Origin of the sequence: Microbacterium sp. XT11 (assembly GCF_001513675.1) — a bacterium.
GTDB lineage: Bacteria > Actinomycetota > Actinomycetes > Actinomycetales > Microbacteriaceae > Microbacterium.
On sequence record NZ_CP013859.1, the window covers coordinates 2,955,130 to 2,981,926 of the forward strand.

26 protein-coding genes are annotated in these 26,797 nt (G+C 67.0%); 11 read left to right on the forward strand and 15 right to left on the reverse strand.

From position 1 onward, the window contains the following. Window positions 1–4: 4 nt before the first annotated feature. Complete coding sequence (uvrB, locus tag AB663_RS14055; RefSeq protein WP_067200478.1) at window positions 5–2,077, reverse strand: excinuclease ABC subunit UvrB; 2,073 nt, start codon at window positions 2,075–2,077, stop codon at window positions 5–7. Window positions 2,078–2,140: 63 nt separating this feature from the next. Here uvrB and AB663_RS14060 point away from each other — a divergent pair, with 63 nt between their 5' ends. After that, window positions 2,141–2,758, forward strand: coding sequence for a DUF4126 domain-containing protein (locus AB663_RS14060; RefSeq protein WP_067200481.1), 618 nt, complete (start codon window positions 2,141–2,143; stop codon window positions 2,756–2,758). Window positions 2,759–2,790: 32 nt separating this feature from the next. Here AB663_RS14060 and AB663_RS14065 read toward each other — a convergent pair whose 3' ends face one another. The 3 genes from AB663_RS14065 to rpsA form a co-directional block, all read right to left on the reverse strand. Next, entirely contained in the window at window positions 2,791–4,020 is a 1,230-nt protein-coding gene (locus tag AB663_RS14065) for an MFS transporter (protein WP_232304555.1), read from the reverse strand. After that, the gene (coaE, locus tag AB663_RS14070) at window positions 3,996–4,595 is read right to left on the reverse strand and encodes a dephospho-CoA kinase (RefSeq protein ID WP_067200484.1); all 600 of its coding nucleotides are present in this window, start codon (window positions 4,593–4,595) and stop codon (window positions 3,996–3,998) included. Before coaE ends, AB663_RS14065 begins: the two co-directional genes overlap by 25 nt. A 115-nt stretch (window positions 4,596–4,710) precedes the next feature. Beyond that, window positions 4,711–6,165 (reverse strand): 30S ribosomal protein S1, encoded by a 1,455-nt coding sequence (gene rpsA / locus AB663_RS14075; protein WP_067200487.1) that lies wholly within the window; start codon window positions 6,163–6,165, stop codon window positions 4,711–4,713. 261 nt (window positions 6,166–6,426) lie between these two features. Between rpsA and AB663_RS14080 the strand changes: the two genes are divergently transcribed. The 3 genes from AB663_RS14080 to AB663_RS14090 all read left to right on the forward strand — a co-directional run bounded on the left by AB663_RS14080 (window position 6,427) and on the right by AB663_RS14090 (window position 8,904). Next, window positions 6,427–6,978, forward strand: coding sequence for a hypothetical protein (locus tag AB663_RS14080; protein ID WP_157541104.1), 552 nt, complete (start codon window positions 6,427–6,429; stop codon window positions 6,976–6,978). Window positions 6,979–7,097: 119 nt separating this feature from the next. Beyond that, window positions 7,098–7,790 (forward strand): hypothetical protein, encoded by a 693-nt coding sequence (locus AB663_RS14085; protein ID WP_157541107.1) that lies wholly within the window; start codon window positions 7,098–7,100, stop codon window positions 7,788–7,790. A 184-nt stretch (window positions 7,791–7,974) separates the two neighbouring features. Beyond that, window positions 7,975–8,904 carry a 5'-3' exonuclease gene (locus AB663_RS14090; protein ID WP_067202786.1) on the forward strand — a complete coding sequence of 310 codons (930 nt, stop codon included), beginning with the start codon at window positions 7,975–7,977 and terminating at the stop codon, window positions 8,902–8,904. Between the two features lie 38 nt (window positions 8,905–8,942). Here AB663_RS14090 and AB663_RS14095 read toward each other — a convergent pair whose 3' ends face one another. Next, entirely contained in the window at window positions 8,943–9,929 is a 987-nt protein-coding gene (locus tag AB663_RS14095) for a PHP domain-containing protein (protein ID WP_067200495.1), read from the reverse strand. A gap of 8 nt (window positions 9,930–9,937) precedes the next feature. Then, entirely contained in the window at window positions 9,938–11,002 is a 1,065-nt protein-coding gene (gene trpD / locus AB663_RS14100) for an anthranilate phosphoribosyltransferase (RefSeq protein ID WP_067200498.1), read from the reverse strand. A 191-nt stretch (window positions 11,003–11,193) separates the two neighbouring features. Between trpD and ctaE the strand changes: the two genes are divergently transcribed. The 6 genes from ctaE to AB663_RS14130 all read left to right on the forward strand — a co-directional run bounded on the left by ctaE (window position 11,194) and on the right by AB663_RS14130 (window position 16,768). Next, entirely contained in the window at window positions 11,194–11,847 is a 654-nt protein-coding gene (gene ctaE / locus AB663_RS14105; protein WP_157541110.1) for an aa3-type cytochrome oxidase subunit III, read from the forward strand. A gap of 20 nt (window positions 11,848–11,867) precedes the next feature. After that, complete coding sequence (qcrC, locus tag AB663_RS14110; RefSeq protein ID WP_067200502.1) at window positions 11,868–12,671, forward strand: cytochrome bc1 complex diheme cytochrome c subunit; 804 nt, start codon at window positions 11,868–11,870, stop codon at window positions 12,669–12,671. A 36-nt stretch (window positions 12,672–12,707) separates the two neighbouring features. After that, complete coding sequence (gene qcrA / locus AB663_RS14115; RefSeq protein WP_067200505.1) at window positions 12,708–13,784, forward strand: cytochrome bc1 complex Rieske iron-sulfur subunit; 1,077 nt, start codon at window positions 12,708–12,710, stop codon at window positions 13,782–13,784. Further along, window positions 13,781–15,595 (forward strand): cytochrome bc1 complex cytochrome b subunit, encoded by a 1,815-nt coding sequence (qcrB, locus tag AB663_RS14120; protein WP_067200508.1) that lies wholly within the window; start codon window positions 13,781–13,783, stop codon window positions 15,593–15,595. Before qcrA ends, qcrB begins: the two co-directional genes overlap by 4 nt. Before the next feature lie 166 nt (window positions 15,596–15,761). Continuing rightward, window positions 15,762–16,280 (forward strand): GNAT family N-acetyltransferase, encoded by a 519-nt coding sequence (locus AB663_RS14125; RefSeq protein WP_067200511.1) that lies wholly within the window; start codon window positions 15,762–15,764, stop codon window positions 16,278–16,280. A 68-nt stretch (window positions 16,281–16,348) separates the two neighbouring features. After that, window positions 16,349–16,768 (forward strand): rhodanese-like domain-containing protein, encoded by a 420-nt coding sequence (locus AB663_RS14130; RefSeq protein ID WP_067200513.1) that lies wholly within the window; start codon window positions 16,349–16,351, stop codon window positions 16,766–16,768. A 62-nt stretch (window positions 16,769–16,830) separates the two neighbouring features. Here the strand turns inward: AB663_RS14130 and AB663_RS14135 are convergent, their stop codons facing one another. From AB663_RS14135 to AB663_RS14155, 5 genes are all read right to left on the reverse strand, one after another. Further along, entirely contained in the window at window positions 16,831–17,265 is a 435-nt protein-coding gene (locus AB663_RS14135; RefSeq protein WP_067200516.1) for a cytochrome c oxidase subunit 4, read from the reverse strand. 3 nt (window positions 17,266–17,268) lie between these two features. After that, window positions 17,269–19,002, reverse strand: a complete 1,734-nt coding sequence (gene ctaD, locus AB663_RS14140; protein WP_198147875.1) for an aa3-type cytochrome oxidase subunit I — start codon at window positions 19,000–19,002, stop codon at window positions 17,269–17,271. A 3-nt stretch (window positions 19,003–19,005) separates the two neighbouring features. Beyond that, window positions 19,006–19,908, reverse strand: a complete 903-nt coding sequence (gene ctaC / locus AB663_RS14145) for an aa3-type cytochrome oxidase subunit II (RefSeq protein ID WP_067200520.1) — start codon at window positions 19,906–19,908, stop codon at window positions 19,006–19,008. Window positions 19,909–20,004: 96 nt separating this feature from the next. Next, window positions 20,005–20,367, reverse strand: a complete 363-nt coding sequence (gene erpA, locus AB663_RS14150) for an iron-sulfur cluster insertion protein ErpA (RefSeq protein WP_067200523.1) — start codon at window positions 20,365–20,367, stop codon at window positions 20,005–20,007. Between the two features lie 75 nt (window positions 20,368–20,442). Beyond that, window positions 20,443–21,846, reverse strand: a complete 1,404-nt coding sequence (locus AB663_RS14155) for a dipeptidase (protein WP_067200526.1) — start codon at window positions 21,844–21,846, stop codon at window positions 20,443–20,445. Window positions 21,847–21,892: 46 nt separating this feature from the next. Here AB663_RS14155 and AB663_RS14160 point away from each other — a divergent pair, with 46 nt between their 5' ends. Further along, the gene (locus AB663_RS14160; protein ID WP_067200529.1) at window positions 21,893–22,480 is read left to right on the forward strand and encodes a DUF3043 domain-containing protein; all 588 of its coding nucleotides are present in this window, start codon (window positions 21,893–21,895) and stop codon (window positions 22,478–22,480) included. Between the two features lie 94 nt (window positions 22,481–22,574). Here the strand turns inward: AB663_RS14160 and AB663_RS14165 are convergent, their stop codons facing one another. From AB663_RS14165 to AB663_RS14180, 4 genes are read right to left on the reverse strand one after another with little or no spacing between them, the layout of a single operon-like run. Further along, window positions 22,575–23,600 carry a quinone-dependent dihydroorotate dehydrogenase gene (locus tag AB663_RS14165; protein ID WP_067200532.1) on the reverse strand — a complete coding sequence of 342 codons (1,026 nt, stop codon included), beginning with the start codon at window positions 23,598–23,600 and terminating at the stop codon, window positions 22,575–22,577. Window positions 23,601–23,639: 39 nt separating this feature from the next. Further along, complete coding sequence (gene nrdR / locus AB663_RS14170) at window positions 23,640–24,113, reverse strand: transcriptional regulator NrdR (protein ID WP_067200535.1); 474 nt, start codon at window positions 24,111–24,113, stop codon at window positions 23,640–23,642. A 9-nt stretch (window positions 24,114–24,122) separates the two neighbouring features. Next, on the reverse strand, window positions 24,123–25,427 hold the full coding sequence (hisD, locus tag AB663_RS14175) for a histidinol dehydrogenase (RefSeq protein WP_067200538.1): 1,305 nt from the start codon (window positions 25,425–25,427) through the stop codon (window positions 24,123–24,125). Window positions 25,428–25,429: 2 nt separating this feature from the next. Next, on the reverse strand, window positions 25,430–26,737 hold the full coding sequence (locus AB663_RS14180) for a hypothetical protein (protein WP_232304556.1): 1,308 nt from the start codon (window positions 26,735–26,737) through the stop codon (window positions 25,430–25,432). Window positions 26,738–26,797 lie beyond the last annotated feature (60 nt).

Below are 26,797 nucleotides of genomic sequence, written 5' to 3' on the forward strand. Positions count from 1 at the left end.
CCTCTCAGGCGTGGCCCGCGCGTTCCATGGCGCGGAGTTCCTTCTTGAGGTCCTGCACCTCGTCACGCAGTCGCGCGGCCAACTCGAACTTGAGCTCGGCGGCAGCCGCCAGCATCTGGTCGGAAAGGTCCTGAATGGTCGCCTCGAGCTGCTGCGCCCCTTCGGCGGCGATGCCGGTGCGGCGCAGGTTGGGCGTCGGGGACTTACCCTTGCCCGATGCGCGTCCGCGTCCGGACATCATGTCGGCGGTGTCGGCACCTTCCCGCGCCAGGACCTCCGTGATATCGGCGATCCGCTTCCGCAGCGGTTGCGGGTCGATGCCGTTGGCCTTGTTGTAGGCGATCTGCTTCTCGCGACGTCTCTCGGTCTCTTCGATGGCCTTCGCCATGGAATCGGTCATGTTGTCCGCGTACATGTGGACCTGACCGGAGACGTTTCGAGCCGCACGGCCGATCGTCTGGATGAGAGAGGTCCCGGAGCGCAGGAATCCCTCCTTGTCGGCGTCGAGGATTGCGACGAGGGAGACTTCGGGAAGGTCGAGACCCTCTCGGAGAAGGTTGATGCCGACGAGAACGTCGTACACCCCGGCCCTGAGCTCGCTCAGCAGCTCGACGCGCCGCAGCGTATCGACGTCCGAATGCAAGTACCGCACCCGGACCCCGTGCTCACCGAGGAAGTCGGTGAGCTCCTCGGCCATCTTCTTGGTGAGCGTCGTGACGAGCACCCGTTCGTCGCGCTCGACCCGGAGACGGATCTCCTCGAGAAGATCGTCGATCTGACCCTTAGACGGCTTCACGACGATCTCCGGATCGACGAGGCCGGTCGGGCGGATGATCTGCTCCACGACACCGTCCGCAATACCCATCTCGTACTTGCCGGGAGTGGCCGACAGATACACGGTCTGCCCGATGCGGTTCTTGAACTCGTCCCAGCGGAGCGGACGGTTGTCCATCGCACTCGGCAGCCTGAAGCCGTGGTCGACGAGCGTGCGCTTACGCGACGCGTCGCCCTCGTACATGGCTCCGATCTGCGGCACGGTCACATGCGACTCATCGATGACGAGGAGGAAGTCGTCGGGGAAGAAGTCGAGGAGCGTGTGCGGCGGCTCGCCCGGCGCACGTCCGTCGAGGTGCCGTGAGTAATTCTCGATGCCGGAGCAGAATCCGAGCTGCTGGAGCATCTCGAGGTCGAACGTCGTGCGCATTCGAAGCCGCTGCGCCTCGAGGAGTTTGCCCTGACGCTCGAGCTCGGCCAGCCGCTCCGCCAGCTCGGTCTCGATCGTGCCGATCGCACGCTGGATCACATCCGTCCCGGCGACGTAGTGCGACGCGGGGAAGATCGGCACGGAATCGAGCTTCTCGATGACCTCCCCGGTGAGCGGATGCAGGGAATAGAGCGCCTCGATCTCGTCGCCGAAGAGCTCGATGCGGATCGCGTGCTCTTCGTAGACGGGGATGATCTCGATCGTGTCCCCGCGCACGCGGAAGTTCCCCCGCGAGAAGTCCACATCGTTGCGGTTGTACTGCATCGAGATGAACTGCCTGATCAGCGCGTCCCTGTCATACCGCTCGCCCACCTGCAGCGCGACCATCGCGCGCAGGTACTCTTCTGGGGCGCCGAGGCCGTAGATGCACGAGACGGTCGACACGACCACCACGTCGCGCCGGCTGAGGAGCGAGTTCGTCGTGGAGTGCCGCAGCCGCTCGACCTCGGCATTGATCGACGAATCCTTCTCGATGAACGTATCGGTCTGCGGCACATAGGCCTCGGGCTGGTAGTAGTCGTAGTACGACACGAAGTACTCGACGGCGTTGTTCGGCATCAGCTCACGGAACTCGTTCGCGAGCTGTGCCGCCAGGGTCTTGTTATGCGCCAGCACCAGTGTCGGACGCTGAACCTGTTCCACGAGCCAGGCCGTCGTCGCGGACTTCCCCGTTCCGGTCGCACCCAGCAGCACGACATCCGTCTCACCCGCGTTGATCCGCGCCGCAAGCTCCGCGATGGCCTGCGGCTGGTCACCGGCCGGCGCATACTCACTGACGACCTCGAACGGACGGACACTGCGCGTGGGTTGCATACATCCAGCGTAGGCCGGGCCACCGACATCGGCTCCGTGGCCACCTGAGCCTAGAGTGGTGACGTGATCGAGTTCGTGATCGGCACCGGCCTCGCAGCATCCGCCGGTCTGAACGCATGGATGCCGCTGTTCCTGCTCGGACTGGCCGACCGGCTCCTTCCAGCCGTGCACCTCCCCTCCGGCTGGGCATGGCTGTCCGGCGACCTCGCACTGTGGATCATCGGCGCACTGCTGGCGGTCGAGATCGTCGCCGATAAGATCCCCGCCCTCGACTCACTGAACGACATCATCCAGAGCATCGTGCGCCCAGCGGCCGGCGGCATCGCCTTCGGCGCAGGCACGGGCGCCCAGACCGTCGCGGTCGATGATCCGGCGTCCTTCTTCTCCGACAACGCATGGGTGCCCGTCGTCGCCGGCATCGCCATCTCCCTTGCGGTGCACGTGGTCAAGGCCACCGCCAGGGTCGCTGCGAATGCGACGACGGCCGGACTCGCGGCGCCCGTTCTCAGCACGGCGGAAGACGGAGCGTCCTTCGCCCTCGCCGTCTCGGCGATCCTCGTTCCCGCGATCGCTGCTCTCCTGCTCCTCGGCCTCGTCGCTGCGGCGGTGGTCCTGCTGCACCGACGCCGTCTTCGTCGCCGCACACGCGCGGACGAGGCTCGCGGACGAACCGAGGTGTGACTCCCCCACCACCGCAGCCGCTTGTTCGGGAGTCACACGCGACCTGTCGATTCTGAGCGGAGCCCGATGACGGCGACGGCGGCGGAGAGGACACACATCGCCACAACCCCCGCGACGAACCAGCTCCAGTCCGCCACACCGAACACGATCCCGAGACCCCAGCCGAACAGGCTCGAGCCGGCGTAGTAGGAGAAGTAGTAGAGCGACGACGCCTGCGAGCCCGTCCCCGGCGGCGCAGCAACGGGCGTCCATCCCGATGCGACGGCATGAGCCCCGAAGAATCCGGCAGTGAACAGCAGCAGACCGATGAGCACGACGAGGGTCTGAGGAACGAGCATCAGCAGCGCACCGAGGCTCATCACGGCCATCGAGCCGAGGAGCACGGGGAACCGCCCTCGGGCGGACGCGAGCGCACCGGCCAGCGGAGATGACGCTGTTCCGGCAAGGTACGCGAGGAACAGCAGCGTCACCAGCCATGCCGGAAGGAGGAACGGCTCCGCGGTCAGATGAAATCCGAGATAGTTGTAGACCGCGACGAAGGCGCCCATGAGGAGGAGTCCCTGCGCATACAACGCGAGCTGTGGAGCCGAGCCGATGCACGCGAACACCCGCTGGAGCAGGGATCGCGCCTCCGCGTCGGCCCGGGCGTCTGCGAAGCGGCGCGGGCGCGGGACCAGCCAGAGGAAGACCACGGCGGACAGCGCGCAGACCATTGCGGTGGAGCCGAGACCGAGCCGCCAGTCGCCGAGCTCGGCGACGAGCCCTGAAAGGACGCGCCCGAGCAGCCCGCCGACAGTCGTACCCGCGATGTAGCTGCCGGCAGCGGCTGCGACGGAGCGCCGTTCGACCTCCTCGCTCAAGTACACGAGCGCGACCGATGGCACCGCGCCGAGGGCCGCGCCCTCCAGCAGGCGCAACGCCAACAGCGTGCCGACATCAGCGCTGAACGGCGCGGCCAGTCCGAAGCAGGTTGCGGCGACGACCCCGATCGCCATTGCGCGCACGCGCCCAAGGCGGTCGGCGACGGATGACCAGGGAATGACCGCCACTGCCAATCCCAGAGTGGCCGCGGATACGGTGAGCGCTGCGGTCGCCGGCGAGACGCGGAGGTCGTCGGAGATCAGTGGCAACACCGACTGAGGGGAATACAGCTGTGCGAACGTCGCGATCCCCGCGAAGAAGAGGCCGCCGATGAGGCGTCGATACGACGCCGAACCGCGTGAGTGACCGGAGAACGTCACCGCGCTCGGACGCGCTCCCACAACGCGTCCGTCTGCTCGCGCGTGTGCTCGATCGAACCGCCCGTGTCGATGACCACATCCGCGATGGCGAGCCGTCGATCGTCGGAAACCTGCGCGTCGATGCGCGCTTGCGCCGCTGCGGCGTCCATTCCTCTCAACGAGACCAGCCGGCGCAGTCGATCGGATGCCGGGGCATGCGCCACCACGACGAGATCCCAGGGATCGTCGACTCTGGCCTCTACGAGCAGCGGGACGTCATAGACGACGACCGCCTGTGGATCCCGCGCGAAGGCGTCGTCGAACCGACGCTGCGACTCCGCGCGGACAGCGGGGTGCACGATGGCGTTCAGTGCGGCCAGACGCTCGGCATCGCCGAAGACGAGGGCACCGAGGGCAGCACGATCGAGCTCTCCCGTCGAGGTGAGGACATCGCCACCGAACTCCTCGGCGATGCGGGCGAGGACGGGACTGCCCGGAGCCTGCACGTCGCGAACGATCTGATCCGCGTCGACGACGACAGCCCCGTGCTCCGCCAGGCGCCGGGCGATGGTCGACTTCCCCGAGGCGATGCCTCCGGTGAGAGCGATGAGCGGCATGTGCTCCATCCTGTCACGCGCGGGCTGCGTGAGCTCGCCGCCGAACCGTGCGTGACGCCCAGATGCGGAACGGGCCGCCACCCCGAGGGGTGACGGCCCGTTCTCAGCGAGATGCTTACGCGTTGCCGCCCGAGAGCTTCTCACGCAGAGCCGCGAGAGCCTCGTCATCGGCGAGCGTGCCGGCACCGGCCGACTCGCTGGAGAAGGACTGACCGGAGAAGTCGTCGCCGGCGGCAGCCTCGGCCTCGAGAGCCTTGGCGACCTGGGCCTTGTGCGCCTCCCAGCGAGCCTGGGCAGCGGCGTACTCCTGCTCCCACGCCTCGCGCTGGGCGTCGAAGCCCTCCTTCCAAGCACCCGTCTCGGCGTCGAATCCCTCGGGGTACTTGTACTCGCCGTTCTCGTCGTACTCCGCGACCATGCCGTAGAGGGCAGGGTCGAACTCGGTGCCGTACGGGTCGACCGACTCGTTGGCCTGCTTCAGCGACAGCGAGATGCGGCGACGCTCCAGGTCGATGTCGATGACCTTGACGAAGACCTCTTCGCCGACCGAGACGACCTGCTCAGCGAGTTCGACGTGCTTGCTGGAGAGCTCGGAGATGTGGACGAGGCCCTCGATGCCGTCTGCGACGCGCACGAACGCACCGAACGGGACGAGCTTGGTGACCTTGCCCGGCGTGACCTGGCCGATGGCGTGCGTACGGGCGAAGACCTGCCACGGGTCCTCCTGCGTCGCCTTCAGCGACAGCGAGACGCGCTCGCGGTCGAGGTCGACCTCGAGGATCTCGACGGTGACCTCCTGGCCCACCTCGACGACCTCGGAGGCGTGCTCGATGTGCTTCCAGGACAGCTCGGAGACGTGCACGAGGCCGTCCACGCCGCCCAGGTCGACGAACGCACCGAAGTTGACGATCGACGACACGACACCCTTGCGGACCTGACCCTTGTGCAGGTTGTTGAGGAAAGTGGTGCGCGACTCCGACTGCGTCTGCTCGAGCAGCGCACGGCGGCTGAGCACGACGTTGTTGCGGTTCTTGTCGAGCTCGAGGATCTTCGCCTCGATCTCCTGGCCGAGGTACGGCGTCAGGTCGCGGACGCGGCGGAGCTCGATGAGCGATGCCGGGAGGAAGCCGCGGAGGCCGATGTCGACGATGAGGCCACCCTTGACGACCTCGATGACGGTGCCGGTGACGACGCCGTCGTTCTCCTTGATCTTCTCGACGTCACCCCAGGCGCGCTCGTACTGCGCACGCTTCTTGGAGAGGATCAGACGGCCTTCCTTGTCCTCCTTCTGGAGCACAAGCGCCTCGACCTCGTCGCCGACCTTGACGACCTCGTTGGGGTCGACGTCGTGCTTGATGGAGAGCTCACGCGAGGGGATGACGCCCTCGGTCTTGTAGCCGACGTCGAGCAGGACCTCGTCGCGGTCGACCTTGACGATCGTGCCCTCGATGATGTCGCCGTCGTTGAAGAACTTCAGGGTCTTCTCGACCGCGGCCAGGAAGTCCTCAGCAGATCCGATGTCGTTGATGGCGACCTGCTTGGTGGCCGGGGCGGTCGTTGCGGTAGTCATGTAGTGGGTTGTCCTTGTTGAATGGAGACTCGGGCTGTGATGCAACGGACGCGCACGCCCGAAAGCATGCTTCACAGCGGATGGATTGCGATTGCTTTGACACGAGGGCATGCGCAGGCACGCCACGAGTGACACTTCAGGCTATCAGATATCTCCAGGGGCGTGTTGCCCCCTTCGCTTAACAGCGGTGAAGCGGCCCCGGCCGCGCGAGCCTGTGGATAACTTTGACGCCGCGACAGCGATCCGCACTAGCTTGTGGCCGTGATCCATCGCCACTGCTTCGCCCGCTGGTCGGGCGCCATCTCGATTGCCACCTCAGCCGCATTGTTCGCCGGATGCTCTGCCGCGCCGGCGGCCCCCGTCCCCACTCCCACGCCGACCTTCGCGAACAAGGAGGAAGCGTTCACCGCCGCAGAAGAGACGTATCGCGCGTTCACGAAACGACTCAATGAGGTAGATCTCGCCGACACGAGCACTTTTGAGCCTCTATTCGATCTGTCGAGTGGCGCGTTCGAAAAGGCAGATAGAAAGGCCTACTCGCAGATGCACGCTGAGGGATACACGATGACCGGCGAAACGAAAGTGCAGTCCTTCACTGGGAAAGCAGCATCACCACCCTACGAGACCGTCATCGCACATGTGTGCCTCGACACTTCCTCCGTCGTCGTGCTCGATTCCGCCGGAGTTTCCCAGGTCAGCCCGGATCGTCCGGACGTGTACTCGCTGGACGTCACCTTCGTCATGGACGACCAGGGCCGCATGCTCATCGACGCGGCCGAGAAGAACGAGGAGGAACCATGCGAATCGGAGTGACTGTGATGCTGTTGACTTCCCTGCTGGGTGGAATCCAGCATCCCGCGACCGATCCGGACGGGTCCGACACTCCATCGTTGGGGAGCGCTGCGATCTCCACTGGAAGATCCGATGTCACGGTGCAAGGCTCCCGCACTACGACCTCACCCTCCTCCCAAGCACCGTCTACGCCGGGCAAGTCCCCCAAGGACACCTCGCGTCCGTCTCCCGCCCCGGAGAACAAGGACACCCGTCTGTCCGACTGCCTCAACGAATGGGATGGCAACCGCCACTGCTTCCGCAAGAGCACCGAGCCTTCGCCGGAGCCCGCCGCAGCCGCCCCGGCGCCTTTCGCGATCACCATCACCGACCTCGCCCAATTCGCCCCCGAACCACCCACCCTCACCACCGAACCCGCCACCGCCGGCATCGCCGGCACCCCCACCAACTTCCTCACCACCGCCACACCCCACACCCGCACCGGCACCCTCTTCCACCACCCCCTCACCATCCACTTCACCCCCACCCACTACACCTACGACTACGGCGACACCACCACCCTCACCCTCACCACCCCCGCCCGCACCTGGAACGACCTCACCCAACCCGACTTCACCCCCACCCCCACCAGCCACACCTACACACACCGCGGCACCTACACCACCACCGTCACCACCCACTGGACCGCCACCATCGACCTCGGCACCGGCCCCATCCCCATCCCCGGAGAACTCACCACCACCAGCCCACCCCACACCCTCACCATCTACGAAGCCCACACCGCCCTCGTCACCCACACCTGCACCGAACAACCCACCGCCCCCGGCTGCTAACCCACCCCACACCAGGCACCCACGACCGGAACCGCATCACGCACCCACGACCGGAACCGCATCACGCACCCACGACCGGAACCGCATCACGCACCCACGAACGGGACCGCATCACGCACCCACGAACGGGACCGCATATCGAGATGCCACGTGCATGTCGCACGACCGTGCCAGACTGTGCAGCGTGACAGACCGCTTGATGCTGCTCGACACCGCCTCGCTGTACTTCCGCGCCTTCTACGGCGTTCCCGACAAGGTCAAGGCGCCCGACGGAACGTCGGTGAACGCGGCCCGGGGGTTGCTCGACATCATCGCGAAACTCGTCAGCGCTTACGCGCCCACCCACGTCGTCGCATGCTGGGACGACGATTGGCGCCCGCAGTGGCGCGTCGAACTCATTCCCAGTTACAAGACGCACCGCGTCGTCGAGCTCGTAGTCGACGGGCCGGACCGGGAGGACGTGCCGGATCCGCTCGAAGCCCAGCTGCCCTTGATTCGCGAGACGCTGACCGTCCTCGGCATCCCGATCGTCGGCGTGGCGGCTCACGAGGCGGACGACGTCATCGGAACCCTGGCGACGAAGGCCACGACGCCGGTGGACATCGTGACGGGTGACCGCGATCTGTTCCAGCTCGTCGACGACGAACGAGACGTGCGAGTCATCTACACGGCACGCGGGATGAGCAATCTCGAGGTGGTGACCGACGCCGTGGTGGTGCGCAAGTACGGTGTCCTTCCCTCGCAATATGCGGATTTCGCGACCATGCGCGGAGATGCATCGGACGGACTGCCCGGCGTCACCGGAGTCGGCGAGAAGACCGCCGCAACCCTGCTTCAGGCGCACGGCGACCTCGCAGGCATTCGCGCTGCGGCCGAAGCGGGTGAGGGCATGAGCGCCGGCATCCGCGCGAAGATCATCGCGGCCTCGGCATACCTCGACGTCGCGCCGACGGTCGTCGAGGTCGCGAGGAACCTGGACATCCCTCTGCCCGAGGCCCGGCTGCACCCTCTCGACGACTATGCACGCGCCGCCGCCGACGACCTGGCGAGCCGATGGAACCTCGGCTCGTCCATGGCTCCCGCGGGCGCGGCGGTGACCGCCGCAGCGTCCTGAGCCCCGCTGCACGACGAGTCAGGCGCGCGGCACCTGGGTCACTCCGCCCATGCCCGAAGTCGCTCCAGACTCCACGTCGTCACGATCCGCGAAGCGGGAACCCCCGCCCTTTCCGCTCGCTGTGCGCCATGGTCGAGAAGCGACAACTGCCCGGGCGCGTGCGCGTCGGAGTCGATCGAGAACAGGCATCCGGCCTCGAGCGCAAGGGCGATGAGGTCATCGGGCGGGTCCTGACGCTCAGGGCGCGAGTTGATCTCGACGGCGACTCCGTTCTCGGCGCACGCGGCGAAGACCGCGCGGGCGTCGAACTCCGACGCAGGACGCGTGCCGCGGCTTCCCTCGACCAGGCGGCCGGTGCAATGTCCTAGCACGTTGACCCGAGGATGGGAGACCGCAGCGATCATCCGATCGGTCATGGATCGCGAGTCCATCCGTAGCTTCGAGTGCACCGAGGCGACGACGATGTCGAGCTCTCCGAGCAGATCATCGTCCTGATCCAGCGTCCCGTCTTCGAGGATGTCGACCTCGATGCCCGCCAGGAGCGTGAATCCATCACCCGACTCCGCCCGCACGAGCGGTATCTGCTCACGCAGACGCTCCGCGGAAAGACCCCGAGCGACACGCAGACGCGGTGAGTGGTCCGTGATCGCCTGGTACTCGTGCCCCAACGCCCTCGCTGCAGCCGCCATGACAGGGATCGGCGTCGTGCCGTCCGACCAGTCGGTGTGCGCATGCAGGTCGCCGCGCAACTTCGGCCTCAGCGTCGACTCGATCTCGGGTTGGACGTCGCCCCGAAGCTCGGACAGATAGTCAGGCGTCTGCCCGGCCTGCGCCTGCCGGATCACCGCGAACGTCGACTCGCCGATGCCCTTCGCCGCGCGCAGTCGCGTCGGGTCCTCCCGCACGTCCGCTGGAAGCTCTTGAAACGTCGCTGCCGCCTGACGGAACGCCTTGGCGCGGTATCGCGAAGCCCGCTCGCGTTCCAGCAGGGATGCGATCTCCAGCAGCGCCGCGATCGGGTCCAAGGCCTCTCCTATGCCGACGCCAGCTCTCGGCTGACCCCGATCCACTGCTCGAGCTTGGCCGCCGCACGACCGTCGTCGACGACAGCAGCGGCACGGGCGTACGCATCACGCAGCCGCTCGAGGATCGGCCGCTGCACCTGCATGGCGTCCTGCGACAGCTCGAAGGCGACGATGCCGGCTGCGGCGTTGAGGAGAACGATGTCGCGGACGGGCCCTGTCTCCCCGTCGAGGGTACGGCGCAGGACCTCCGCATTGTGCTCGGGAGACCCGCCGATCAGATCCGCGAGCTCCGCCAGCGGGATGCCCAGGTCGCGCGGGTCGAGATCGTGCTCGTGGATGTCGCCTCGGGTCACCTCCCAGATCCGCGAGTGTCCCGTCGTGGTGAGCTCGTCCAGTCCGTCGTCGCCACGGAAGACGAGGGCGGTCGCACCTCGGGTGCGGAACACGCCTGTGATGAGGGGCACCCGTTCCAACTGAGCCACCCCGACCGCGTTGGCTTCCGCCCGCGCCGGATTGCAGAGGGGCCCCAACATGTTGAACACCGTGGGCACGCCGAGCTCGGCCCGGACCGCGCCGGCGTGCCGGAACCCGGGGTGGAACGCTCCCGCCCACGCGAACGTGATGCCCGTGCGGTCGAGGATGGCGGCTACGGACTCCGGGTCGAGCGAGAGCTCGAGACCGAGCGCACCAAGCACATCCGAGGAGCCGGACGCCGAGCTCGCCGCCCTGTTCCCGTGCTTGACGACGGGCACCCCCGTCGCGCCGATGATGATCGCGGCCGTGGTCGAGACGTTCACGGTGCCCACCCGGTCTCCGCCCGTCCCGACGATGTCGAGGACGTCGGGAGACACGGGAAGGGGGACGGCCGCTTCGAGGATCGCATCCCGGAAGCCGACGATCTCGTCGATCGTCTCCCCCTTGGCGCGAAGAGCGATGAGGAAACCCGCCAGCTGCGCTTCGGTGACCTTCCCCTGCATGATCTGTCGCATGGCCCACGTCGACTCCCAGACGCTGAGATCGCGACGCTCCAGGAGCGAGGTGAGCACATCGGACCACGTCAGGGAATCAACCATGACTGTGATCCTATGGCGTCGGGAAAACGTGCAGACATTTCGCGACGGCATCCGACCGCGACCGCATCCGCCGTTTGCCGCGGATTCACCGGGGATTCGCAGTGTTCTCTTAGGGTCCCCTAAGTGAGGACGGGGCGAATCTGGGGTCTCGAGTGCAAGAATCACGCCCGAGCATCGGCCATAATGGAGGGGTGACGACCTCAGCGACGTATGCCCCGGCGGCGAGAACGATCAAGCGGCCCAACCCTGTAGCTGTCGGCACCATCGTGTGGCTCGGCAGCGAGGTGATGTTCTTCGCGGGACTCTTCGCGATCTACTTCACGCTGCGCAGCACGTCCCCCGAACTCTGGGCGGACCGCACCGAGCTGTTGAACGTGCCGTTCGCCTTCGTGAACACCGCGATCCTGGTGTTCTCGTCGTTCACCTGCCAGATGGGCGTGTTCGCCGCTGAGGACCTCCAGCCCTATCGCATCGCGAAGGGCCAGAAGAACGGCGCGGGCCGTCGTCGCCTCTTCGGCTGGGGAATGGTCGAGTGGTTCTTCCTCACCTTCGCTCTCGGCGCGATCTTCGTCTCGGGACAGGTGTGGGAGTATGCGCAGCTCGTCGCTGAGGGCATGCCCATCAGCGCCGACTCCTACGCCTCGGCGTTCTACCTCACCACCGGCTTCCACGCTCTGCACGTCACGGGCGGTCTCATCGCCTTCCTCCTCGTGATCGGGCGCGCGTACGCCGTCAAGAACTTCCGGCACAAGGAGGCGACCTCCTCGATCGTCGTGTCTTACTACTGGCACTTCGTCGACGTCGTCTGGATCGTGCTGTTCATCGTCATCTACTTCCTGAAATAAGAGCGGAGCTGATCCCAGAGATGGCACGAGAGAAGAAGCGCCGTTCACACGGTCGTCGCAGCCCCCTGGCTGCCGCGGCCCTCATCGGAGCAGGACTCATGATCACCGGCGCGGTGTATGCCGGCGCGTCCGCCGCCTTCGCGGCGACCGACACGCAGGCCTCGGCGTCGAGCACGCTCACGGTGGAAGACGGCGAGAAGCTGTTCCAGGCCAACTGCGCCACCTGCCACGGCCTCGACCTGCAGGGCACCGCGAACGGTCCGACGCTGTACGGCGTCGGTGAGCTCGCGGCCGAGTTCCAGCTGTCGACGGGCCGGATGCCGCTGCAGATGCAGGCGCCGCAGGCCCCGCAGAAGAAGCCGCAGTTCACTGAGGACCAGATCCTGGCCATCTCCTCGTACATCCAGTCCGAGGCCCCCGGCCCCACCTTCCCCGAGGAGCGCATCCTCGACGGCAAGGGCGATGTCGCGCACGGCGCTGAGCTGTTCCGCGTCAACTGCGCCATGTGCCACAACGTGGCCGCGGCCGGTGGTGCTCTCACGGAGGGCAAGTACGCCCCCGCCCTGACCGAGACCAGCGCGCTGCACATGTACGCCGCCATGGTCACGGGACCCCAGAACATGCCGGTCTTCGGCGACATGAACCTCTCGGACGAGGACAAGCGCGACATCATCTCCGCTCTGCTGTTCCAGCAGCAGTCCGTGCAGGTCGGCGGCTTCTCGCTCGGGTCCCTCGGTCCCGTCTCCGAGGGCCTGTTCGTGTGGATCTTCGGAATCGGCGCTCTCGTCGCCGTCACCGTGTGGATCACGGCGAAGTCCAACTGACGCTTATTCATCGAAGAGGAACGTACGAGGAGCACCATGGCACACGACGACGACTCGCAGGCTCTTGACAGGGCCTACCAGCCCTCTCCGGGGCTGGGTGTCGCAGTCAGCGATCCCGTGCAGAACCCGGGGCTGCCGCCGCACCGCGAGCGGATGACCGATAAGGACCCGCGGGCTGAGAAGGCCGCGGTGCGCACGGTCTACACGCTGTTCTACCTCTCGCTCGCCGGCAGCATCTGGGCGGTCGCCGCCTACATGCTGTTCCCGATCGAGAGCGGCGCTCTCATCGACATCCGCCAGAACAACCTCTTCATCGGCCTGGGCATCGCCCTCGCACTGCTCGCCCTCGGCATCGGAGCCATCCACTGGTCCAAGGCGCTGATGAGCGACAAGGAGCACATCGAGCACCGTCACCCCACACGGGGACGCGACTCGACGCGCGAGGCCGCGATCAAGGCGTTCGCGGATGCGAACGAGGAGTCCGGGTTCGGTCGCCGCACCATGATCCGCAACTCGCTGTTCGCCGCTCTCGTCGCGTCGATCATCCCCGGCGTGACCCTCTTCCGCGGACTCGCACCGCACTCGACCGCGGAGAACCCCGAGGCCGGCGACCCGGTCGCACTCCTCAAGCAGACGATGTGGGATAAGGGCATGCGCCTCGTCCGCGACCCGGACGGCACCCCGATCCGCGCAGCGGACGTCACGCTCGGCTCTGCGTTCCACGTCATTCCCGAGGAGCTCGCGAACCTGAGCCACCACGACGGCTATCTCGAAGAGAAGGCCAAGGCGATCGTTCTCATGATGCGCCTGCGCCCCGAGCAGCTCATCGAGTCGGAGGAGCGCAAGGACTGGTCGTACGACGGCATCGTCGCCTACTCGAAGGTCTGCACGCACGTCGGCTGCCCCGTGGCACTGTACGAGCAGCAGACCCATCACCTCCTCTGCCCCTGCCACCAGTCGCAGTTCGATGTCACGGATCACGCGAAGGTCATCTTCGGCCCAGCCGCGCGTCCGCTGCCTCAGCTGCCCATCACCGTCGACGACGAGGGCTACCTCATCGCACGCAGTGACTTCACCGAGCCCGTCGGCCCGAGCTTCTGGGAGCGCCATTGAGCACCGCAACGCTGTCCAAGGACGAGAAGGACACCAAGGCGCCCCTCGGCGGCCGCTTCGTCGGTGCCGCGTCGAACTACATCGATGAGCGCACCAGCCTCTCCGGGTTCGTCAAGGAGCTCGGTCGCAAGATCTTCCCCGACCACTGGTCGTTCATGCTCGGTGAGATCGCGCTCTGGAGCTTCGTCGTCGTCTTCCTCTCGGGGACGTTCCTGACGTTCTTCTTCCAGGCCTCCATGGTCGAGACGCACTACACCGGCGCGTACGCTCCGATGCGCGGCATCGAGATGTCCGCTGCGCTCGAGTCGTCGCTGCACATCTCGTTTGATCTGCGCGGTGGACTGCTCGTGCGTCAGATCCACCACTGGGCTGCCCTGGTCTTCGTCGCCGGAATCGGCGTGCACATGCTCCGTGTCTTCTTCACGGGAGCGTTCCGCAAGCCGCGCGAGCTCAACTGGGTGATCGGCTTCGTGCTCTTCATCCTCGCCATGGCCGAGGGTTTCACCGGGTACTCCCTCCCCGACGACCTGCTCTCGGGTAACGGTCTCCGCATCATCGACGGCATGATCAAGGGCATCCCGCTGATCGGCACGTGGACCTCGTTCCTGATCTTCGGCGGTGAGTTCCCCGGGACCGACATCGTCGGACGCCTGTACACGCTGCACATCCTGCTGCTCCCGCTGCTGGTCATCGGCCTGATCGTCGTGCACCTGATGCTTATGGTCATCAACAAGCACACCCAGTTCGCCGGCCCCGGCCGCACGAACGACAACGTCGTGGGCTACCCGATGATGCCGGTGTACATGTCGAAGATGGGCGGCTACCTGTTCATCGTCTTCGGCGCGATCGTCCTCATCGCGACCTTCTTCCAGATCAACCCGATCTGGAACTACGGCCCCTACGACCCCTCCCCCGTCTCCGCGGGCACGCAGCCTGACTGGTACATCGGCTTCGCTGACGGCGCGCTGCGTCTCGCGCCGTCGAACCTGGACGTCGTCTTCCTCGACCACACGTGGTCGTTCGGCATCCTCCTCCCGGTTCTCGTGCTGGGGTTGTTCATCGTGGTCGTCGCGATCTACCCCTTCATCGAGGCGTGGATCACGGGTGACAAGCGCGAGCACCACATCGCTCAGCGTCCGCGGAACGCCGCCACGCGCACCGCGATCGGCGTCGCCGGCGTGATCTTCTACGCGGTGCTGTGGGCGGCCGCCTCCTCCGACCTCATCGCGACGCACTTCATGCTCACGATGGAGGGCGTGATCCACACGCTCCAGGCGCTGCTGTTCCTCGGTCCGATCCTCGGCTACTTCGTGACCAAGCGGATCGCTCTCGCCCTGCAGAAGAAGGACCGCGAGATCGTCCTGCACGGCTACGAGTCCGGACGCATCGTGCGCCTCCCCGGTGGTGAGTTCATCGAGGTTCACCAGCCGGTCGACAAGTACGACCGCTGGAAGCTCATCGACGTCGACGGCTACGAGCCCCTCGTGGTTCGGCCCAACGACAAGGGACGCATCCCGTGGACGCAGAACCTCCGTTCCGCGCTCTCGCGTTGGTTCTTCGAGGACCGTCTCGCTCCGCTCACGCAAGCAGAGGTCGAAGCGGCCGATGCGCACCAGCACCACGTCCTCGCACAGGACGAGGAGATCGAGGCCGCTGAGATCCAGGGCGCGCACGAGCGTGCCGGGTTCCCTGACGCCCCTCTCACCGTCAGTGAGACGCACATCGATGAGACGCCCAACACGCCGAGCACCGTCATCGCGACCGAGCCGGTGAAGAAGCCTCGGAAGAAGAAGTCGGACGAGGACGCGTAAGATCCTCCCCCATCCGTGAAGCCCCGGTGGCGCTGCCATGAGCAACGCCACCGGGGTTTCTCCGTCGCTGTTCTGCTCTCCCCTCAGAAGGAACGAAGGACATGACGTCATCCGCCCTCGTTGCGGCCGCAACGGCCGTGGTCGACCTTCGCGCTGTCATGCCCGTATGACGTCCGATGTGCGGATCGCTCCCGCCACAACAGACGCTGAGGTGGCCGCGACGATCGAGATCGAGCGCCTCGCTGACGAGCTCCTGATCGAGCTGTTCGGCGCGTCAGACTGGCCGGCTCCCCCGTCCGTCGACGAACGACTGTCTGCACCGGGGTTCATCTTCCTCGCGTACGAGGGACGGCACCCGGAACCCGTGGGCTTCGCGCAGGCGCTCGAGCTCGACGGTCATGCACATCTCGAGCAGCTGTCCGTGCTTCCTTCGCGGATGCGGAGGGGCATCGGTCGGAAGCTCGTGGGAGCTGCACTCGCTGAGGCCGCTCGCCGCGGCTACAAGCTCATCACCCTCCGCACCTATGCCGACGTACCCTGGAACGCTCCCTTCTACGCGACCTGCGGTTTCGAGCTCAGTGAGCCGGGTTCTCCCCTCCTCTGCGGCCTCATTGACGCTGAGCAGCGTCTAGGAATCGATCGATACGGTCGACGGGTTCAGATGACCGCGCACCTGGACCGCTGACGCGATCCGCACGATCGTCGTCTGAAATCTGCGCGACGCCGCGCCCCGCGCGCTCATAGGCTGTGACCATGATCGAACGCGCAGACTTCTTCGCCGCCAAACTCGCATACGAGACCGACCCGAGCGATGTTCACGCGGCCCGCTCTGCGGGCCGGAACGTGTACGTCGTCGACGTGCGCTCGGATGAGGCCTGGGCACAGGGGCGTGTCGCGGGCGCGATACATATGCACTACAGCGAGATCGCCACGCGTGCCCCAGCCGAGATCCCGAAGGACGCGGATGTCGTGGTGTACTGCTGGAGTCCCGGCTGCAACGCCGGCGCCAAGGGCGCGCTTGAATTCTCCCGCCTCGGGTACTCCGTCCGCGAGATGATCGGCGGTTTCGAGTACTGGGTTCGCGAGGGGTATCCGGTCGAGAACGCCGACGGCGTGCACCGGCGCCCGATCGATCCCCTGACCGGCGTGCCGCGCATCCGCACACGCGCCTGAACGTCTCCCACCGACACGAAAACGGCCCCCGAATGACTCGGGGGCCGTTTGCATGAAGAGGGTCAGCGCGCGAAGTTGCCGCGGTAGTACTCGTACACCCAGCCGACGATCGCGACGACGAAGATAGCGAGACCGATCGGGAGCAGGAAGTGCCCGACAGCGAGTCCGATCGCGAACACCGCGGCAGATCCGGCAAGGACGAGCGGCCACCAGGACCACGGGCTGAACTCGCCGAGCTCCGGGTCGCCGTCGTCGATGTCGCTGGTGAGGATGTCCTCCGGAAGCTCACCGCCCTGCGCGCGGTGCGTGCGGTCGAGGTAGAACGCGATCATCGCAGCCATGAAGGCCGTGAAGAACAGCGTCACGGTACCGACCCACTCGATCTGGTTGACGAGCGGGAGGTCGGGGTGCGCGAGGATGTTCCACCCCGTGTACACGACGCCAACGAGGGCGAAGAACGCGGTGAGGATCCACCAGAGGATGACGTTGTCGCGCATGGGTCAGTGGCCCTCTCGCTCTCCGGGTGCGGTGGTCGCGAACTCCGCGGCCTCCGGGTGATTCAGGTCGAACGCCGGACGCTCGCTGCGGATGCGCGGGATCGAGGTGAAGTTGTGACGCGGCGGCGGGCACGAGGTGGCCCACTCCAGCGACGCTCCGTAACCCCACGGGTCGTTCACCGTGACCTTCGGCGCCTTGCGCGCCGTGATCCATACGTTCAGGAAGAACGGCAGCATCGATGCGCCGAGGATGATGGCGCCGATCGTCGACACCTGGTTCTGCCACGTCCAGTTGTCGTAGGCCGAGTAGTCGGCGTAACGACGAGGCATGCCGTCGACGCCCAGCCAGTGCTGGATGAGGAAGGTCATGTGGAAGCCGATGAACAGCATCCAGAAGTGCACGTAGCCGAGACGCTCGTTGAGCATCCGACCCGTCCACTTCGGCCACCAGAAGTAGAAACCGGCGAACATCGCGAACACCACGGTGCCGAACACGACGTAGTGGAAGTGCGCCACGACGAAGTACGAGTCGGACAGCGCGAAGTCCAGAGGCGGAGAAGCCAGGATCACGCCCGTGAGGCCACCGAACACGAAGGACACGAGGAAGCCCAGCGAGAACACCATCGGCGTCTCGAAGGTCACCGAACCACGCCACAGGGTGCCGATCCAGTTGAAGATCTTCACACCGGTCGGGACCGCGATGAGCATCGTCATGAGCGCGAAGAACGGCAGCAGCACCGAGCCGGTGACGTACATGTGGTGCGCCCAGACCGCCACCGAGAGCGCCGCGATCGCGATCGTGGCGTAGACGAGGGTCTTGTAGCCGAAGATCGGCTTGCGGCTGAACACCGGGAAGATCTCGGACACGATGCCGAAGAACGGCAGCGCGATGATGTACACCTCGGGGTGGCCGAAGAACCAGAACAGGTGCTGCCACAGCAGAACGCCCCCGTTGGCCGGGTCGTAGATGTGGGCACCCAGGACACGGTCGGCACCTGCGGCGAAGATCGCGGCGGCGAGCACCGGGAAGGCCATCAGGATGAGGAGGCTGGTGATGAGGGTGTTCCACGAGAAGATCGGCATGCGCCACATCGTCATACCGGGCGCACGCATCGTGATGATCGTCGTGATGAAGTTCACCGCACCGAGGATCGTCCCGAAACCGGAGATACCCAGACCGAGCATCCAGAGGTTCCCACCCGCGCCGGGCGAGAACGAGGCGCTCGCGAGCGGCTGGTACGCGAACCAGCCGAACGAGGCCGCACCCTGCGGCGTGAGGAAGCCGGCGACCGCGATGGTCGAGCCGAACAGGAACAGCCAGAACGCGAAGGCGTTCAGACGCGGGAACGCCACATCGGGCGCGCCGATCTGCAGTGGCAGGATCGCGTTCGCGAAGCCGGCGAACAGCGGCGTCGCGAACATCAGCAGCATGATCGTGCCGTGCATCGTGAACAGCTGGTTGTACTGCTCCTTCGTCGGGATGATCTGCATGCCCGGCGCGAACAGCTCAGCACGGATCACGAGGGCCATCACGCCACCGAGCAGGAAGAACATCACCGATGCGATGAGGTACATGTACCCGATCGTCTTGTGATCGGTGGAGGTCAACCACTTGACGACGATGTTGCCCTTCTGCTCCACACGCGTCGAGCTCATCAGAGCCGCCTGGCGCGGAGGCAGAGTCGTCGGGCGGGAGCGGTGCGCCTCGTCGGTGCGGGGTGCTTCGGTCGTCGACATGGCTTACTCCTCTCCTTCCTCGGAGTCGTTCTTCCCGGTCGTGCCGGGGTAGTTCGAGAGACGGTCGTAGGCGTCGGTGATGTCGCCCGTGTTGCCCTGCTCCTTGAGGGACTCGAGGTAGGAGGCGTACTCCCCCTGGGAGACGACCTTCACGTTGAAGAGCATCATCGAGTGGTACTCGCCGCAGAGCTCGGCGCACTTGCCCTGGTACTCGCCCTCGCGGGTCGGGATGAAGGACCAGGAGTTGTCCTTCCCGATGAACATGTCCTTCTTGTAGAGGAAGTCGATGATCCAGAAGGAGTGGATCACGTCACGCGACTGCAGGTGGATGGTGACCTTCTGATCGACCGGCAGCACGAGCGTCGGCAGCTGCGCCTGGTCGATGTTGCCGTCGGCGTCGGGCTGCGCCTGGATGCCCATCGTCCAGACGGCGTCGGAGTTGTCCTCCTCCTCGCCGTCGTACTGGAAGTCCCACGCCCACTGCTTCGCGATCGCGGTGATCTCGACATCGGGGTCGTCCCACTTGGTTTCGATCTCCGCCTGGTCGCGAGCCGTGAAGAAGAACATGCCCAGCACGAGGATCAGCGGCACGACCGTGTAGAAGATCTCGATCGGCATGTTGTACCGCATCTGCACGGGCAGACCCGTCTGCCCCTTGCGACGGCGATACGCGATCGCGGCCCACGCCATGAGGCCCCACGTGATCATGCCGACCGCGAGCAGCACGATCCAGGAGTTCACCCAGAGCGATGCGACTCGGTCGGTCTGGTTGGTGGCGGCCGTGCCGTCCTCAACGAACCCCGGGAGGAAGCCGTGCAGCTCGGTGGGAGTACATCCCGCCAGGGCCACAGCTGCCGCAACTCCCACCGGGAGTGCGGCCCAACGAAGGCGGCGTTTCGAGGGCACGATGCACCTTTCAGATCGCGGACAGGGCACACCCAAGTCTAGGGCAACCTCACACCTGATTCATGCCAACCACGCAGGTTGGCGGGGTTCGCGGGATCAGTGGAAGCTGTCGCCGCAGGCGCAGCTTCCCGCCGCGTTTGGGTTGTCGATCGTGAATCCCTGCTCCGAGATCGTGTCCTTGAAGTCGATCGACGCGCCGTCGAGATAGGGGATGCTCATGTTGTCGACGATGACCTCGACGCCGTCGAAGTCGACGGTCTGGTCGCCCTCGAGGAAGCGCTCGTCGAAGTACAGCTGGTAGATCAGGCCGGAGCATCCGCCCGGCTGCACCGCGACGCGGAGCCGCAGGTCGTCACGGCCCTCCTGCGCGAGGAGGCTCTTCACCTTGTCGGCTGCGGCTGCGGTCAGGCTGACGCCGTGCGCACGGGTGGTCTCTGCGGTCAGGGTGGTGTCGCTCATGTCACTCCTTGGGACGGGCCGCGGTCACACGGCTGGTGCTTCGATTTTACCCGCCGGGGCGCCGGCGGGGCCGGTTCACGAGTCGACGCGGTTCATCCGCGCCAGCAGGAGCGCCTCGGTGGCGACAGCGTGGCGGAAGGTGTCGAGGTGCAGCGACTCGTTCGGGCTGTGCGCACGCGAATGCGGGTCCTCGACTCCGGTGACGAGGATCTGCGCCTCCGGGAACTCGCGCACGAGGTCGGCGATGAACGGGATCGAGCCGCCGACGCCCAGGTCTACCGGCGCCACGCCGTATCCGTCGCGCATCGCCTCGCGCGCGAGCCCGACCGCCCAGCCGCTCGTGTCGACGAGGAACCCGTTGCCCAGGTCGACGTCGGAGAAGCTCAGCTCGGCGCCGAACGGCGCGTGCGCACGCAGATGCCGCTCGAGCGCCTGATATGCCTCCTCCCCGGTCTGCCCCGGGGCCACACGGGCGCTGATCACCACGGTGACCTCGGGAAGCAGCGTGTTCGACGCCTCTGCGAGGCTGGTCGCGTCGATGCCGATGACGGTCACCGCCGGCTTGTTCCAGATGCGGCTCAGGATGGTGCCGTCGCCGATGGGCGTCGTCGCCGGCAGAAGTCCCGCCTCCTCGCGCAGGGTGTCCTCCGTGTACTCCGGAGTCGGCGAGTCGCGCGACGTCAAGCCCTCGACGGCGACCGAGCCGTCCGCGTTCCACAGCGTCGACAGCAGTGTGACGGTCGCCATCATGGCGTCCGGCACGGCCCCGCCGAACATGCCGGAATGCGAGGCGTGATCCAGCGTGCGGACCCGCATGGTGAACCGCGCATTGCCCCGCAGCGACACGGTCAGGCCCGGCGTCGTGGAATCCCAGTTCCCCGAGTCGGCGACGACGATGGCGTCTGCGCGCAGGGCGTCCTTGTTGTCGGAGAGGAACTGCGCGAAGGATCGGGAGCCGTACTCCTCCTCGCCCTCGATGAAGAGCGCGATCCCGAGGTCGAGATCGTCGCCGAGCACCTCGGCCACGCTGCGGATCGAGGCGATGTGCGCCATGATCCCGGCCTTGTCGTCTGCGGCGCCTCGCCCGTAGAGGCGTCCTCCACGGACCGTCGGCTCGAACGGCGGCGTCTCCCAGAGCGCGTCGTCACCCGGCGGCTGGACGTCGTGGTGCGCGTAGAGCAGGATCGTCGGCTTGCCGTTCTTCGCCGCGCGCGTGGCCAGAACCGCGGGCTGCCCCATCTCGTCCGTCCCCGGGATCGCCGCCCGGAGCACGCGAACCTCATCGAAGACGCCGGTCTGCGTCGCGAGAGACGCGACCGCCTCGGCGCTGCGCTCGAGCTGGGTCTGGTCGAACGCCGGCCATGCCATACCGGGAATGCGCACGAGGTCGCCCAGATCAGCGAGGGCGGCGGGGATGCCGGTGGCCACCGCCTCCAGGACTGCGGAGTCGATGTCGCCGGGGAGATCAGGTGAGGTCATGCGAGTAATCTTAAGGTGAACCACCCTGACCGAACCGAGGAACCTCGTGGCCAAGACCCCCACTCCCCCTTCCACGAACGACGACGCCCCCGCGACGCCCACCGTCGGAAAGGGCCGCGCGACTCCGACGCGGGCAGAGCGCGAGGCCGCCCGACGCCGTCCGCTCGTCGCCAACACGAAGGAAGCGCGCGCCGCCGCCAGGGCCGAGCTCAACGAGCGTCGTCGCAGGGCACAAGAAGGTCTCGCGGCCGGTGAAGAGAAGTACCTCCCGGCGCGCGACAAGGGTCCTCAGCGCCGCTGGGTCAGGGACTACGTGGACGCCGGCTGGCACCCGGCCGAGTTCGTCATGGGCGTCATGGTCCTCGTCATCATCGCCTCGCTGCTCCCCCCGAACTTCGCCATCGGCGGATTCGCGATCGCCTTCTGGGCGTACCTCGTCATGATGGCCTATCTCGTCCTCGCGATCGGCGGGATGATCTTCCTCGGCCTGCGTGTCAAGCGCAAGGCTGCGGCCAAGTTCGGCAAGGAGCGCCTCGAACGCGGCCTCGGGTGGTACGCTGCGATGCGCTCCCTGCAGATGCGATTCATGCGCCTGCCGAAGCCTCAGGTCAAGCGCGGCGACTACCCAGCCTGACCAGCGCCTCGAGCGTCCCACGCCTCACACCTTCGAACGTCTCGTGCTGCGGCACGAGACGTTCGGCATGTCCGACTGAGCGCAGCGTGCGAGATCAGCTGGGCCGCGCGAGCCCGCGGTTGATCTGACGACCCCAGAAAGGCCCGCGGTACAGGAACGCCGTATACCCCTGCACGAGGGTCGCACCGGCGGCGAGCCGCTCCCGCACGTCGTCCGCGGACTCCACCCCGCCGACCGCGATGACGCAGAAGTCTTCGGGGACGACCGCCCGGACGACGCGCAGCACCTCGAGCGACCGCTTCTTCAGCGGCGCGCCAGAGAGCCCACCTGCGCCGGCGGCCTCGACCGTCGCGGCGTCCGTGCGCAAACCCTCCCGCGACACCGTCGTGTTGTGCGCGATGATGCCTGCCAGACCTTCGGACACCGCCAGCTGCGCGATCGCGGTGATCTCCTCATCGCTCAGATCAGGAGCGATCTTGACCAGAAGCGGAGTGGTTCCGCATGCGTGCTTCACCGCACGCAGCAGCGGCGCAAGCGCCTCCACCGACTGCAGTCCTCGCAGGCCCGGCGTGTTGGGAGACGAGACGTTCACCGCCAGATAGTCGGCGAGCGGGGCTAGCCGCGTGGCGGCGGCCACGTAGTCCGCTGTGGCGTCCTCGACGTCGACCACGCGGCTCTTGCCGATGTTCACGCCGACCACCGTGTCGGGTGCGCCGCGCCGCAACCGGGCGAGGCGCCGCGCGACGGCATCCGCTCCGTGATTGTTGAAACCCATGCGATTGATCACCGCACGGTCCTTCACGAGGCGGAACAGGCGCGGTTTGGGGTTTCCCGGCTGCGGGATGGCGGTGACGGTGCCGACCTCGACGTGGCCGAATCCGAGCGCGGCGAGACCGCGGATGCCCACCGCGTTCTTATCGAACCCTGCGGCGATGCCGAAGGGTGAGGGGAACACCGACCCGAGTGTCTCGACCCGCAACGAAGGGTCGGGCGCCGTCAGCGCGCGCGTCGCCCACGAGAACGGAGGGGTGCCGAGCAACCGGATCACAGCCATGCCTGCGTGATGAGCGAACTCGGGGTCGAAGCGCGTCAGGACGGCGCGGAAGAGGAGGGGATACATCAACAGCCAGCGTACCGGTCAGCCCGTACGCGCCGCGCGCTACTCCCCCTCGGACGAGGACCGGGACGCGTGGTCCGCACGCAGTTCGCCGATCGCGCTCTCGAAGTCCTCCAGCGAGTCGAAGGCCTGATACACGCTCGCGAACCGCAGATAGGCCACCTCGTCGAGGTCGCGGAGCGGGCCGAGGATCGCGAGTCCGATCTCGTTCGTGTCGAGCTGCGACACGCCCGTCTGGCGCACTGCCTCCTCCACGCGCTGAGCGAGGATCGCGAGATCGGCCTCGGTGACGGGGCGCCCCTGGCACGCCTTGCGCACGCCCGCGATGACCTTGTCCCGGCTGAAGGGCTCCATCACGCCGGAGCGCTTGATGACGTTGAGGCTCGCGGTCTCGGTGGTGGTGAAGCGGCCGCCGCACTCGGGGCATTGCCTGCGCCGACGGATGGAGAGTCCATCGTCGCTGGTGCGCGAGTCGATCACGCGGGAGTCGGGGTGGCGGCAGAACGGGCAGTGCACTCGAGAATCCTACGCCGTGAACCTGGCCTCGATCGCCTCTCCGTGCGCCGGGAGGACCTCAGTGTCGGCGAGCGCGACGACCCCTTCTCTGACCGCGGCGAGGGCGTTGCGATCGTAGGAGATCACCTGCTGCGGCCGGAGGAACGTGTACGCGCCGAGCCCTGGGGCATAACGTGCCTGTCCACCTGTGGGCAGCACGTGGTTGCTCCCGGCCATGTAGTCTCCGAGGCTCACCGGGGTCTGATCCCCGACGAAGACGGCTCCGGCGCTGGTGAAGGTCTCGGCCGCGACCTCCGCATCCGCGAGGTGGAGCTCGAGGTGCTCCGGAGCGTACGCGTTGCTGAAAGCGGTGGCCATCGCGCGATCGTCGACGAGCACGATCGCCGACTGCGGGCCGTCGAGAGCTGCGGCGACGCGCTCCGCGTGTCGTGTGCGGCCGGCGAGCGTCGCCACGGCTTCGGCGACGGCCGAGGCGAGTTCGGCGGAATCCGTGACGAGCACCGCTGAGGCCTGCTCGTCGTGCTCGGCTTGGCTGACGAGGTCGGCGGCGACGAGGCGCGGATCGGCGGCGGCATCCGCCACCACGAGGATCTCGGTGGCCCCCGCCTCCGAGTCCGTGCCGACCACTCCTGCGACAGCCCGCTTGGCCGACGCGACGTAGTTGTTCCCCGGACCCGACACGACGTCGACGGGGTCGAGGCCGAGATCGGCGACGCCATGAGCGAAGGCGCCGATCGCCCCGGCGCCGCCGATGGCGTACACCTCGGTGACGCCGAGCAGCGCGGCCGCGGCGAGGATGGTCGGGTGGATGCGCCCGCCGTGGTCGGCCTGCGGCGGCGATGCCAAAGCGATCTGCGTCACCCCCGCGACCTGCGCGGGGACCACGTTCATCACGACGCTCGACGGGTACACCGCCTTGCCGCCTGGGATGTACACGCCGACCCGGTGCACAGGCTGCCAGCGCTGCGTGATGCGCGCACCCGGGCCGATCTCGGTGACCGTCTGCGCGGGGACCTGCGCCGCAGAGGCGAGCCGTACCCGACGGATCGCCTCTTCGAGGGCGTGGCGCACCCGAGGCTCGAGGGTCCTCAGCGCCTCCTCGAGATGGGCCTCCGGTACGCGGATCTCGTGACCGGTGACGCGGTCGAAGCGCTCGGCCTGCTCGCGTAACGCCTCCTCGCCACGCGCGCGGACGTCGTCGACGATGCGTGCCGCCGTGTCGAGTGCTTCCGCACGCGCCTGCGTGGCGCGCGGAACGGCGGCGAGCATGTCAGCCGGCGAGAGCTCGCGCCCTCGCAGATCGATGGTGCGCAATGTCAGCCCTTCGTGATGTCGGAGATGTCGTGCAGGTATCCGATGCGTCCGTCGTCATGGCGCACGACGAACGCGCCGCCGCGATCCTCGATGACGAGGGCCCAGGCGCTCGGCCCGATGCGGAAGATGGGGTTCCCGCGCTCGTCGTGCACGTCGCGCTCCGTCGGGGCGAGGATCCAGAAGGGCTGCGCTGCGGCAGGTGGTTCCTCGCGCGGGTGGGTGTTCTCGACGTCGGAGAGTTCCGACACATCGCCCTCATCGAGCACCGAGGTCGGCGACGTCATGGGATCGGGTTCGAGGGTCACGAGAGCTTCGATGCTCGCCGTGTCGGAGACGATCTCCTCGGCGCGCGAACGTCTGGCGTATCCCGGCGTGTACCCCGTGTCGGGTGTCGTCGCTTCGGATGTGCCGGTTCCCCCTCCCGAGGCATGGGCGGACAGCGGCATGCTTCCGGCGAGGTCGAGGCGCGCCACCTCGTCGGTCGCCTGCTGACCCGAGAGCTCGACATCGAGCGCGCCCGCGGTCGGCTGCGGCCCCGACGCGTCCCCGTGCGACGCGGCGGAGGGCACGGACTCGCTCGCAGGTCCGGTCGCAGCCGCGACCGTCGCAGCGGCGGTGTCAGCGGCAGGCGGCGCGGCAGGTGTGTCCGTCGACACAGGCTCCGGCTTGGGACGCGCGATCACGGGGCGAACCGGGTTCGCGTTGCGGTGCGCGAGGGTCACGAGCCGGCCGTGGAAGTCCTCCTTGATGCCGGGGATGATCGGCGCGAAGACCGTCATCGCCACGAGGGCGACCGACAGCACGAGCTCCACCCACGGCACCCAGACGACGGCGGAGAGTCCGGTCGTCACGACCACGGTCACGTACCGCCATACCTGCTGGAGCCACCACACCGCGGCGACGGAGAAGGCGACGGATGCGAACTGATCGATCCCCAAGGAGCCGACACGGCGGATCCCGTCGGGCGAGAAGCGGCGGAGAACGAGCAGGAAGACGGCCACCGTCGGAACTCCGATCGGCAGGATCCACGCGACGCCCTGCGCCCACACCGTGGGGGACCAGCCGAGCGGGAAGAACGACACGATGAAGCTCAGCGCCCAGACACCGACGATCAGCAGCTCGCGGAGCGTGAATCCCAGGATTCCGTACTCCGGAGCGACTTCCTCGTCGTACAGGACGCCGTCGTCGTCGAAGGTCTCTTCGTCGCCCGCGTCGACGGCTCCCGGATCGACGTCCTCGGGCGCGATGGACGCTGCGGCGATGGTGTCGTCATCCGTTCGAGAGCTGCGCAGGGGGAAGTCCGTGCTCATGAGGGGTCCTTTCGTCGGGGCGCGTTCCGTGTCGACAGGGCGCGCCCAACGCGACCCGAT